This window comes from Trebonia sp., assembly GCF_030042015.1.
In the GTDB taxonomy this organism is placed as follows: domain Bacteria; phylum Actinomycetota; class Actinomycetes; order Streptosporangiales; family Streptosporangiaceae; genus Trebonia.
In genome coordinates this window covers 1-10,263 of record NZ_JASIAL010000438.1, presented here as the reverse complement: position 1 = coordinate 10,263, position 10,263 = coordinate 1, and the positions used below count along the sequence as shown (strand labels likewise).

Genomic DNA, 10,263 nt, shown 5'->3' with positions numbered 1-10,263 from the left:
GGCAGCGCCCGGCCCCTGAGCACCTGCTGATCGCCCTGGTCGACCAGGGCACGGCCGAGGTCCTGCGGGCGCTGAGCCGCGCGGGCGTCGATCCCGCCGCCGCCCGCCGGGCGGTCCTCGCCGCCATCGCAGCGCCCGAGGGGCAGCCGCTCCTCACGCTTCCCCCGCTCACGCCCGCCGGCACGATGGACCGTCCGCCCCTGCCGGCCGAGCGACTGGACGACAGGGCGTGGCGGGTGCTGCGCTGGCGGCAAGACCACCTGCCCCTCGACCGGCTCCACGGGCGCGCGGACTGGGAGGCGCTGTCTCGGCTGGAACAGAAGGCGGCGTGGCGGACCGCCGATCGGTTCGGGCTCGACGACGACCAGCGTTACTCCCTGACCCGCCACCACCGCGACCAGGTGCGGCAGCGCATGGCGGCGGCCAGGCCGGACCTGGCCGGCCCGCCGCGCGCACCGGGCCGTCCGGTGCGGCGGCACGCCTATCTCAACGTCACGGCCGGCTGGGGAGTCTGGCTGCAGAACCGGCAGGCGGACGTGCGCGACCGCTGGTTCCGGCTCAGGACGACCCCTTACTACCGAGGGGCGCCACAGCCTTGATCGCCGAGCGGTGTGGCGGGGACGTGGCGGTTCTTCCCGAGGCCCAGCCGGCTGTCCGGTTCGCCATCCAGCCATTCGACCCACTGCCCGGAGGGATGGGCACGGGCCAGCAGGCGCCTGCGCTCGGTGCCGCGGTGGAAGGTCTGCGCCCCCAGCACCGCGAAGACGCCGTGGCGCTGGTAGTCGGTGATCAGCGACGCGGGCAGCTCGAGCCCCTGCACGCTATCGCGGCCTGACGGCCCGAGCGGGACGAGGGGATCGAGCGACAGCCATGTCACGGGGCGGGTCCGGCCCGCCTCGGCCATGATCCGCGTCAGCTCCGCACGGCGCTGCGGCGGCAGGAACACCGCCAGGTAGGCGTCGACCACGAACACGGCACGTCCGGGCGCGAGCCGGCCGAGCACGCCCGGCAGCACGTCGATCACGTCGCCCGCGAGGATCCGCGCCGGATGCCGGCGGGTCACCTGGATCGCCGTGGCCAGCCGGTCCACCGCGGAAGCCTCCGGCGGCGCGCACGCGAGCAGCCAGGAGCGGGCTGCCGGGTCCCGCAGGTCAACCGGGGCCACGTCGATCCCGGCACGCTCGGCGATGGGCGGGAGGGTGACCCCGGGCGGCGCCCGCGTTCCGCGCACGTCGCAGCTCAGGCACAGGGCCGCGACAGGCGGCCCGGACGCGCGGCCGCCCACCAGGTAGCGGAACCGGTCAAGCTGCAGGCCCAGGCCGGCGCCGGTGCCCAGGTCCACCAGCCCCACCGGCCCGGTCGCGTGGCCCGCCGTCGCCGCGACGCCCAGCGCGATCTGCGTGCACCGGGCCACCTCGTTCATCTGGTAGCGGCGCTGCGCGCACTCGGCGATGATGTCGTCCAGCCGCGCGGCGATGAACGCCCGGGCCGCCGGGCAGAAACCGTCGTCGAACGGCGGCGGCGCCGCTCCCGGCCGCGGGAAATAGCCGGCCAGTGGCTCGGGCCGGTCCCTGCGCACGAGGAACGAGACCGCGGCGCTCGCCAGCAGGGCGGGCAGCCGGTCTGACGGCAGCCCGGCCAGGCGGAGCAGCAGGTCCTCATCCGCCGCGATTACCCTGAACAGCGCCGCGGTGAGCCGCCAGGAATCCGGCGCACCCGCCGGTGACCACCCGGCAGCGACCTCCAGCGCCTGCGCGCGGATCTCCTCGACAGCGGACCCGGCCATCCCTCGCGGCCACCTAGGCGGGCGGGCCAGCCCAGGCCGGGCCGAGCAGGGCGTTGGCGGGGACGGCCCGCGGGGCCAGCAGCTTTTCGGCCTGCTCGGCCCCCGTGACGGGCAGGCCCGCCGGGTCGAGCAGCCCAACCTGGACCAGCAGGCAGGCCTGGTCCCAGTAGATGTGCTCGTGGGTGAGCTTGCCGTCCCGGAAGCCGGCGACCAGGCAGACCGGCAGCCGTACTGGCCTGCCCGTGGGCGGCACGCCGGGAAGCAGGTGGTCCATGACGATGTCGTGGGTGAACGACATCACGATTTCGTCGACCACGTGGTCGGCGCCGACGGTCCGGGAGACCTGCTGCATCGCGGTGTCCTGCGGCCAGTGGCCGATGAAGAACCGATCGTAGAACTGGCGCACCTGGGCCCGGCCGATGCCCCCTGTCATGACCGGGACGTGATTGAGGTACGGGTCGTCGGTCATGGTCGCCATCGTGGCGTCAAGGTCCCTGGCGGTGAACTCCGCCGCGAGGTGGTCATCGAGCACGCCGGGCAGCCCGCCGTGCCGTTCGGGATCCGTCATGCGCGCCCTCCGATACTGCTGCTTCCCCGTCGCCTCAGCCGCCGGGTACGTGCCCGGCGACGGCGGTGAAGGCGATGGTCTGCGTCCACCACGCCGGGTCGGCGCACTGGGCGAGGAACGCCCCTATTGACCTGTCGTCGAGCTTGCCCGACGCCACCAGGCGAGGGCGCAGTTCGGCGACGGTCTGCCGCCAGTACTCGGCCCACGCGGAGCCGCCGTTGTACAGCGCCGTCTCCGCCGTGCCCCCGACGTCCCGCACCCCGCGCCCGGCCAGCATCGCCGGCAGCCGGCGGCCGACGAAGTAGTCGATCCCCTGCTCGCGCGACCAGGCCAGCCAGCCCTGCCAGAACTCGCGGACCTGCGGCGGCTCGGCGACGCTGACCGGCAGGAAGTCCGGCTCGATCAGCAGGATCGACCCGCCTGGCGCCGCGCTGGCGACGAGGTTCGCCACGGCCGCGGGCCGGTCCGCGACATGGTGCAGCACGGCGCGGGCCGTCACCAGGTCGAAGCCTCCCGGCTCGACCGGCCCCGCGAGGATGTCCCCCTGGCGGAACTCAAGCCCGGGCGCGTCCGCATCCGCCAGGGAAAGGTCGAGGTCCACGGCCACCGCCCGCCCGCCGGGCGTGACACGCCCGGCCAGCCACGCCGACATGGAGCCGTTGCCGCAGCCGACCTCGAGCGTGCGCGCTCCCGGCCGCAGGCCCAGCCGCTCGATGTGCCTGCGGTGCATCGGATCGAGCAGCCGCGACATCAGGGCCAGCCGCTGCCGCTCGCCTTCGAGGTGATGATCAAGGGTGTACTCAGGCATGCTGTTCGATGGATACCCGCGAACGATTGCGCTCAGACACCTCAGCCCGCTGGGTTCCCACGGGGAACATCAGCAACATGCGGATATTCGCGGACATAACCGGGAGCACAATGATGTTCGGTGGCGGCAACCGGTCGACGGCGGCTGGTACGTCTACGACTCGACGCCCTAGCCTGCGACAATGGCCACGTGACGAAGCAGTGGGACGCCGTGGTGATCGGCGGCGGGCATAACGGGCTGGTGGCGGCGGCCTACCTGGCCAAGAACGGGCTGCGCACGCTGGTCTGCGAGCGGCGCGAGGTCATCGGCGGCGCGTCGGTCAGCGAGCATCCGTTCGGTCCGGATTACACGGTCACCTCGCTGTCCTACGTGCTGTCCCTGCTGCCCCCGCAGATCACCGCTGACCTGGGGCTGGACCGGCACGGCCTGACGATCTACCCGCAGGGGCCGTACTTCGCGCCGCGCCGGGACGGCCGGGCGCTGCGGCTGCCGAACGACGCCAGAGAGCGGCGCGCGGAGATCGCCACGTTCTCTGAGCACGACGCCGACGCCTACGACGGGTACGAGCGCCACCTGGCTCGCATCGGCAAGGTCCTCGCGCCGCTGCTGCACGAGGTCCCGCCGAAGGTCGGCTCCCACCGCCCGGCCGACCTGCTGGCCCAGGCGCGGCTGACCGCCCACCTGCGCAAGGTCGACGTGCGGGGCGCGGTCGACATAACGCGGCTGCTCACCGGCTCCGTCGCGGACCTGCTCGACCGGTACTTCGAGAGTGACGCGATGCGCGGCGTGCTGTCGGTGTCGGGAGTGATCGGGACGTGGGCTGGCCCGCGTTCGGCGGGCACCGCGTACGTGCTGCTGCACCACCACATCGGCGAGGCCGACGGGCAGGCGGGTGCGTGGGGCTTCCCGCGCGGGGGGATGGGGGCGGTCGCGGGCGCGCTGGCGGACGCGGCCCGGTCGTTCGGCGCCACGATCAGGACGCGGGCCGAGGTGGCCGCGATACGCACCCGGGCCGGGCAGGTGACCGGGGTGGCGCTGACCAGCGGCGAAGAGATCGAGGCGGCGACGGTCGTCACGACCGCGCACCCGGCGATCTCCTTCCTGCGCCTGCTTGACCCGGCCGACCTGCCGGACGGGTTCCGGGCCGACATCGAAAACTGGCAGACGCGCAGCGGCACGGTGAAGATCAACCTTGCGCTGGACCGGCTGCCGGTCTTCGCCGCGCACCCGGACCCGGACCCCGAGGTGTACGGGGGCACGATCGTCTTGTCAGAAAGCCTCGACGACGTGGAGAACGCGTTCCAGGAGGCGGCCGCGGGAAAGCCGTCCGCGCTGCCGTTCGCGGACATCTGCATCCCGAGCGTGTTCGACGACTCGCTCGCCCCGCCGGGCAAGCACGTGATGTCGATGTTCACCCAGTGGGTGCCGCACACGTTCGCGGACGAACCGGATGAGGCCGCGCTCGCCGCGTACGCCGACCGGGTGATCGCCCGCGTGGAGGCCGTCGCGCCCGGGTTCGGCGACTCGGTGCTGCACCGGCAGGTGATCGGGCCGGACGTCATGCAGCGGGAGTACGGCCTGATCGGCGGCAACATCTTCCACGGCGAGCTGTCGCTCGGCCAGATGTTCCACGCGCGCCCGGCGGCCGGGTACGCCGACCTGCGGACCCCGGTGCGCGGGCTGTACCAGGCCGGCTCGGCCACCCACGGGGGCGGTGGCGTCACCGGGATTCCCGGCCGGAATGTGGCGGGCCAGATCCTCGCCGACCGGCGCGCGCAGCGCTGGCGGGAACGGGCCTGGCCGGGCCGCGGTAATACCCGGTTATACTCAAGAATATGAAGACCGCGATCTCCGTTCCCGATGAGACCTTCGAGGAGTCAACCAGGCAGGCGGCCGAGATGGGCATCAGCAGGTCTGAGTTTTTTGCCCGTGCGGCCCGCAGGTACCTGGACGAGCTAGCCTCGCAGTCGCTGTCGCGCGAGATTGACCAGGCTCTGCAGACAGCCGGAGACGGCGAGTCGGGCGCGGCTGCCGTTGCCGCCGGCCAGCGGCGACTGGCGGCCGGAGACGACTGGTGATCCGCCGCGGCGATGTCTGCTGGGCCGATCTGGGCGAAACTCAAGGCAGCAGGCCGGCCAGGCGGCGCCCGGTCCTGGTGGTCCAGTCCGACCCCTACAACGCCAGCCGGCTGAACACCACGCTGGCCGTCGTGATTACCTCGAACACGGCTCTGGCGGCAATGCCCGGCAACGTCTTTCTGCCTGCCGCGACGAGCGGTCTGCCGAAAGACTCCGTAGTCAACGTCACTGCCTTGGTCACCCTCGACAAGGCCGGGCTCGACTCCGCCATCAGGCAGCTTCCCGCCTCCCTCATGCACGAGGTCGACCGCGGCCTGCGCCGCATACTCGGCCTGTAACCGGATCGCGGCGGATCGCGGCAGGCCAGGGTACGGATTCGCCAGCGAAAACCTGACCGGGGCGGCATACAACGCCGGGACGGTCGCGATGGCCGCCAGCACAGGTGAGCCGGAAGCCAGACGTTGCATCAGGGCCCGCGGCGCCTTGCGGGTCGCGGGGCCAGCCGGTACCGGGCCTCCCCGGCCACCGCCAGCGGTTCCCGGCTGGTGGCCGGGATCGTCACGTCATCGGCCGCGGCCAGCAGCCCGGCGCACAGCTCCGCCGCCGCGCCGATCACGTGCTCACAGTTGTCCAGCTTGGTCGAGTCCTCGATGCCGCCGGACAAGAAGGTGACCGCCCCGCTGGGAAGCCCGCTCACCCGGCGCCGTCGGCAATCGCGGCGGCGAGCCTGCTGCGCTGGTCGGGCGTGAGCTTACCGACCGGGACGCGCTGGCCGTCGATCTCGACCTCGATGTCCTTCACCTTTGCCTTGTCCCGGCGGGAGTTGATGAAGGCGACGAGCTTCTCCGTCAGGTCGACTACCCCGCTGGCGATGTCGACGATGGCCAGGATCTCCGCCAGCCCGAGCCGCGGCTGCTCGACTTCGACGAGGACGGGGTCGACGCCGTCGGCGCCGCGCAGGTAGGCCTCGAACTCGGCGGCAGCCGCTGCCGGGTCGGCTCCTGGTTCGGGAATGCAGTGAATGACGACTTCAGCCATGAGGCGTCTCCTTACGCGTCGCAGGCACCGGCATGGGCCGGCCGATGGTCGTGAGGACGAGCGGCGCCCAATAGTAGGCCCTGCGCTCCCTGGCGCTGGCCGTGTCCAGGAACGCGCGCTGTGCCTGCGCCAGGGCGATGTCGGCCGGGGAGCCCTGGGCGAGGTTGCGGTGGAACGCGGTGATCAGCCTGGCGATGACCGAATCGTCGGCGGGCCAGGCCGGGGCGAGCACGCTGCCGCAGCGGGCTTGCAGGAACGCCGCGGACAGGCCGAACAGCTCATCGCCTGGCTGCTCGGCCATGCCGCGCCCGCCGATCGCGCGCTGCCCGGCGTAGCACGCGGTCAGCACCACGACCTCGCACCCCAGGTCCGCGGCCGCGATCTCGTAGCCGTCGACGCTGTCGTCGGCGAGTTCAAGCACCGATTCCAGCGGCGCGTCCCCGGAAACCTCGTCGATCAGGCTGTGCCCGTGCGTGGCGAGCAGCAGGCACCACGCCCCGGTGAGCGTGCCGTCGCGCAGGGCGCGCAGCACCTGCGCGCGGGTCGGCTCGGCCGTCAGCGAGGAGGCGATGCCGACCGCCGAGTAGATCGCGGCGGTGGCCGCCGCCTCCGCGCGCACGCCTGGCAACGGGTCCAGTTCCCGCCCGGGGAACTCACTGACCGCCAGGGCCGCCATCCGGGGTGCGCCCGGGGCGCCCGGGGCGCCCGGGGCGGCGCGCGGCACAAGCAAGCTGGTGAGGTTGGGGACGTAACGGACGGCGAAGGACCGGACAAGCGGCTTGTCCTGGTAGGGCAGCGCGGCGAACGGATACCAGTGCAGCAGCCGGTGCGGCGACACGATCAGCCGCCGCTTGCCTTCGAGCAGCGGCTGGCCCTCGACGGGAGCAAGGACGGGAGCCAGCGGCCCGATGTAGTGTGCGTCCAGGGCGAGGTTGGAGCCCGTCAGCGAGCCAAGCACGCCGATCAGGCCGTCAAGCAGGCTGCGCTGTTCCTGCGTGACTGGCTTGCTCTCCACCGCGATCGCCTCGGCCGTGATCGTCACCACGAGCAGGGTCAGGGGCCGCAGCCAGAAGTAGGAGAGCACTGCCTCATCCGGTTCGAGCAGCGCCTGGATGCCCGCGAGCGTTACCGGCGGGACGCTCGCCTGCGGGTCGCGCCGGGAGATGGCCCGGCGGTCCCACAGCTGCAGGCGCTGCCTGCGCAGCGCCTGCAGCGCCTCGCGTTCGCGGGCGCCGGCGTGGATCTCGTCGTTCAGCGCGCTGAGTTCGCCGTCAAGCCCGGCGCTCCCCCGCGGGCTGGTCAGGAAGAGCTGCCGGACCGAGGCCCTGGCCTTGGACAGCTCCATGCGCTGCAGCATCAGGTCGTAGGCGCCGCTTTTCCATGCGCTGAAAACCGCGATAGCGATGACGTCGGCATGCGGGGCGAGCAGCGCCGCCTGCTGGAACGGCGCGCTGACCCGGTAGCGGTCCCGCTCGATCAGGTCGATGACCTTGCCCGCCGCGTCCGAAGCCTGCCCGACGTGGTCAAGTCCGAAGCCGAGCTGCACCTTCGCCACTTCCGACATCGCCAGGATCGCCTGGTCGGTCGCGAGTTTGCCGCCGGCCAGGCTGGCTTGTTCGTACTCCTCTTCAAGCAGCCCGATGGCGGCTTCGGGCTCGCCGGTGGCGAGCTTTACCCTCGCGCCGGCCTCGAGGGCCTGCGCGATCGTAACCGGCTGGCCGAGGACCCGGGCGCGCGCGATGCAGTCCTGCGCCAGCTGCCGCCACCGGGCGACCGTCTCCGGGGTGTCGGCGGTGGAGTGCTCGGTCAGGTCGAGCAGCTCGTTGACCATGCCCATGATCGCCATGAACTCGGCGGTGGGATCGGGCAGGCCGTCGCCGGGCGGTGCGGGCCGGGCGGGCCGGGCGGGCCGGGCGGGCCGGGAAGACTGACCGAGCTGTGCCTGCAGCCGCGCCTCGACCGCCCGGGCGTGGACCGGGATCTGCTGGATGATCTCGGCGAGCCGGCGGAGCTCGGTCTCCGCGGTGGCCGCGGCGTCGGGCACGAGCGCCATCCGGACCGCGGCGACACGCGAGTGCACGGTGAGCAGGGCGGCGAACTCCCGCAGGAAGTGGTTCGGATCCGCGCCGTCCCCTGGGGAGATCGCCGCGATCCATGTCTGCACCGCGCGGTCGGGGCCGTCTGGACCAGGGATCGGGCAGCGGGCGCGGGTCAGCTGGTCGATCGCGTCGTCCAGCCACCGCCGTGCCTCGAAGTCGTCGCTGTTGCCGTGCGCGACCTCGGCTAGCCCGACGAGGACGCCGACCCGGTCCACGGACAGGTCGGGGGCGGTGGCAAGCCTGGCCAGCAGTCCCTCCAGCCGGGTGTCCGCGTCGGGCAGCAGCCGCTGATCGGCCGCGTCGCGCCTGACGATGCTCGACTCGGCCTGGAGCCGCTCCCCTGCTTCGGCGTACACCTCGGCCGCGGCGCCGAAGTGGATCCTCGCCTCGGCATCGCGCCGCAAACCCTCGCAGGCTCTGCCCAGGCCGTCGAGCGTATTGGCGATCTTGTAGCGGAGCAGGCGGCGTCCGCCTTCGGAAAGCGCGGCGCCGCCGGCGATGGCCTGATAGTCGCGGACCGCGGCGGCCAGGCAGTCGGCGTCCTGCGACGTCGCCTGGCCGGCGAGCGCGGCGCGGTACGCGTTCTTGATGCGCTCGTCGATCGGCGCGCACTCCTGCACGGACGCCAGATCCTGCGCGGCCAGCTGGTCTGTCCTCGCGTTGGCCGCCTCGTTCAGGGCCGCGCCGCTGACCGCGCGCAAGACGAGCAGCCTGTCCAGGTGCGGCCGCCAGCGGTCGGCGGCCGCGTCTCCCTCGTCCTGCCCGGGCGCCCCGGGCGCCCCGGTTGGCCCGCCGGTGAGCTCCACCGCCGTGGTGTAGAAGGCACGCAGGTCGGCATAGGTCAGCGGGGCAAGCTCCGCGCGGAGCGCCTGCTCGCTCGTCCCGGCCGGCGTCTCGACGAGGCGGTCGATCAGCCGTTGCGCCCTGACAGAAGAACCGAGATAGTGCTCAGCCGCATACCGTCGCTCGAAAAGCTCCCACACTCCATGCCCCCCAGCTCAGAATCCGATCGCCTTTCACAGTAGGTATTGCCGCGGCGTGCCGACCGGGGCGCTGCTGACCGCGGACACGGCCGCCGACGGGCTGACCTGGCTGACGGCGTGCGCCGCCGTCCCGAGCGGCGCTAATGCCGTGAAAGCGGCAACGAGCGCGGAAAACGCGAACTGGCGCATGCCCGCCCATCCCCCCGCAGACTCGTCCGCAGCAAGGCTACCCCGGACCGCGGGTGACGGCCAGGGCGTCCACCGCCAGCACGCCGGCGGGACCGCAGATCAGCGGGTTGACGTCGAAGGCCTCGAGCGCGCCGCCGAGCTCGCAGGCCAGGACAGAGAAGGAGACGATCGCCCGGACGACGGCCGCCACGTCGCATGGCGGGTTGCCGCGGACCCCGGCGAGTATCTCCGCGACGCGGAGCCGGCCGAGCAGCGCACCGGCGGCAGCGGGGGTGAGCGGGGGAGGCGCCACGGATCGTTCGGCGGAAAAGTTGGCGAGCACCCCGCCGGGACCCGTCACGATGAGCGGGCCCAGTGCCTGGTCACGGGCCATTCCGATGATCAGCTCCGGCCCCGGCGGCGCGAGCTCACTGACGACCACGCGGGGGCCGAGGCGGGCGGCGAGGTCGGCGTAGGCCTCGCGCAGCGCGGCGGGCGAGGCGATGCCGAGCCGGACGCCGCCGACGTCCGATTTGTGGGCAATGCCGGGCTCGTCGGTCTTGACCGCGACCGGGTAGCCGATCGCCTCCGCGGCGGCGAGCGCCGCCTCGCGGGTGGCCGCGGGAAGCGCGCGCACGGCGGGGATGCCGTAGTCGCGCAGCAGGTCGAACAGCTCGGCGCCGCCGGCCGGCCCGGCGTGCAGCCGGGTCACCCAGCGGTCGCGGCGCGCGGTGT

12 protein-coding genes are annotated in these 10,263 nt (G+C 72.9%); 4 read left to right on the top strand and 8 right to left on the bottom strand.

The window, feature by feature from the left end; all coding sequences use genetic code 11:
• Window positions 1-599, top strand: a 599-nt coding sequence (locus Q1N79_RS23740) for a Clp protease N-terminal domain-containing protein (protein WP_300612571.1), incomplete at its 5' end; no start/stop codon positions are given.
• On the opposite strand, the gene Q1N79_RS23735 is transcribed toward Q1N79_RS23740, so the two are convergent.
• The 3 genes from Q1N79_RS23735 to Q1N79_RS23725 are packed head-to-tail and all read right to left on the bottom strand — an operon-like array spanning window position 575 to window position 3,162.
• Window positions 575-1,786 (bottom strand): DUF2332 domain-containing protein, encoded by a 1,212-nt coding sequence (locus Q1N79_RS23735; RefSeq protein WP_300612570.1) that lies wholly within the window; start codon window positions 1,784-1,786, stop codon window positions 575-577. The genes Q1N79_RS23740 and Q1N79_RS23735 overlap by 25 nt on opposite strands.
• A 13-nt stretch (window positions 1,787-1,799) precedes the next feature.
• A complete protein-coding gene (locus Q1N79_RS23730) occupies window positions 1,800-2,354 on the bottom strand; it encodes a nuclear transport factor 2 family protein (RefSeq protein WP_300612569.1) in 555 nt (184 codons plus the stop codon).
• A gap of 34 nt (window positions 2,355-2,388) precedes the next feature.
• Window positions 2,389-3,162: a methyltransferase domain-containing protein gene (locus Q1N79_RS23725; protein ID WP_300612567.1), complete on the bottom strand. Its 774-nt coding sequence runs from the start codon at window positions 3,160-3,162 to the stop codon at window positions 2,389-2,391.
• Between the two features lie 189 nt (window positions 3,163-3,351).
• Between Q1N79_RS23725 and Q1N79_RS23720 the strand changes: the two genes are divergently transcribed.
• Genes Q1N79_RS23720 through Q1N79_RS23710 form a run of 3 tightly spaced genes read left to right on the top strand, consistent with a single transcriptional unit; the run spans window position 3,352 to window position 5,578 of the window.
• Window positions 3,352-5,001 carry an NAD(P)/FAD-dependent oxidoreductase gene (locus Q1N79_RS23720; protein WP_300612565.1) on the top strand — a complete coding sequence of 550 codons (1,650 nt, stop codon included), beginning with the start codon at window positions 3,352-3,354 and terminating at the stop codon, window positions 4,999-5,001.
• Window positions 4,998-5,240 (top strand): ribbon-helix-helix protein, CopG family, encoded by a 243-nt coding sequence (locus Q1N79_RS23715; protein WP_300612563.1) that lies wholly within the window; start codon window positions 4,998-5,000, stop codon window positions 5,238-5,240. Before Q1N79_RS23720 ends, Q1N79_RS23715 begins: the two co-directional genes overlap by 4 nt.
• Window positions 5,237-5,578 carry a type II toxin-antitoxin system PemK/MazF family toxin gene (locus tag Q1N79_RS23710; RefSeq protein WP_300612561.1) on the top strand — a complete coding sequence of 114 codons (342 nt, stop codon included), beginning with the start codon at window positions 5,237-5,239 and terminating at the stop codon, window positions 5,576-5,578. Before Q1N79_RS23715 ends, Q1N79_RS23710 begins: the two co-directional genes overlap by 4 nt.
• Window positions 5,579-5,706: 128 nt before the next feature.
• Here Q1N79_RS23710 and Q1N79_RS23705 read toward each other — a convergent pair whose 3' ends face one another.
• The 5 genes from Q1N79_RS23705 to Q1N79_RS23685 all read right to left on the bottom strand — a co-directional run.
• Entirely contained in the window at window positions 5,707-5,937 is a 231-nt protein-coding gene (locus Q1N79_RS23705; RefSeq protein ID WP_300612559.1) for a hypothetical protein, read from the bottom strand.
• Window positions 5,934-6,278 (bottom strand): hypothetical protein, encoded by a 345-nt coding sequence (locus Q1N79_RS23700; protein WP_300612557.1) that lies wholly within the window; start codon window positions 6,276-6,278, stop codon window positions 5,934-5,936. Before Q1N79_RS23700 ends, Q1N79_RS23705 begins: the two co-directional genes overlap by 4 nt.
• The gene (locus tag Q1N79_RS23695) at window positions 6,271-9,360 is read right to left on the bottom strand and encodes a CHAT domain-containing protein (protein WP_300612555.1); all 3,090 of its coding nucleotides are present in this window, start codon (window positions 9,358-9,360) and stop codon (window positions 6,271-6,273) included. Before Q1N79_RS23695 ends, Q1N79_RS23700 begins: the two co-directional genes overlap by 8 nt.
• A gap of 33 nt (window positions 9,361-9,393) precedes the next feature.
• The gene (locus tag Q1N79_RS23690) at window positions 9,394-9,549 is read right to left on the bottom strand and encodes a hypothetical protein (RefSeq protein WP_300612553.1); all 156 of its coding nucleotides are present in this window, start codon (window positions 9,547-9,549) and stop codon (window positions 9,394-9,396) included.
• 37 nt (window positions 9,550-9,586) lie between these two features.
• The coding region (locus Q1N79_RS23685) for an acetate--CoA ligase family protein (protein WP_300612552.1) at window positions 9,587-10,263 on the bottom strand (677 nt) is incomplete at its 5' end.

Bases quoted from the DNA above. Each gene is read 5' to 3' on its own strand.
- Q1N79_RS23735 (WP_300612570.1), bottom strand. From the start codon at position 1,786: ATGGCCGGGTCCGCTGTCGAGGAGATCCGCGCGCAGGCGCTGGAGGTC.
- Q1N79_RS23730 (WP_300612569.1), bottom strand. From the start codon at position 2,354: ATGACGGATCCCGAACGGCACGGCGGGCTGCCCGGCGTGCTCGATGAC.
- Q1N79_RS23725 (WP_300612567.1), bottom strand. From the start codon at position 3,162: ATGCCTGAGTACACCCTTGATCATCACCTCGAAGGCGAGCGGCAGCGG.
- Q1N79_RS23715 (WP_300612563.1), top strand. From the start codon at position 4,998: ATGAAGACCGCGATCTCCGTTCCCGATGAGACCTTCGAGGAGTCAACC.
- Q1N79_RS23700 (WP_300612557.1), bottom strand. From the start codon at position 6,278: ATGGCTGAAGTCGTCATTCACTGCATTCCCGAACCAGGAGCCGACCCG.
- Q1N79_RS23690 (WP_300612553.1), bottom strand. From the start codon at position 9,549: ATGCGCCAGTTCGCGTTTTCCGCGCTCGTTGCCGCTTTCACGGCATTA.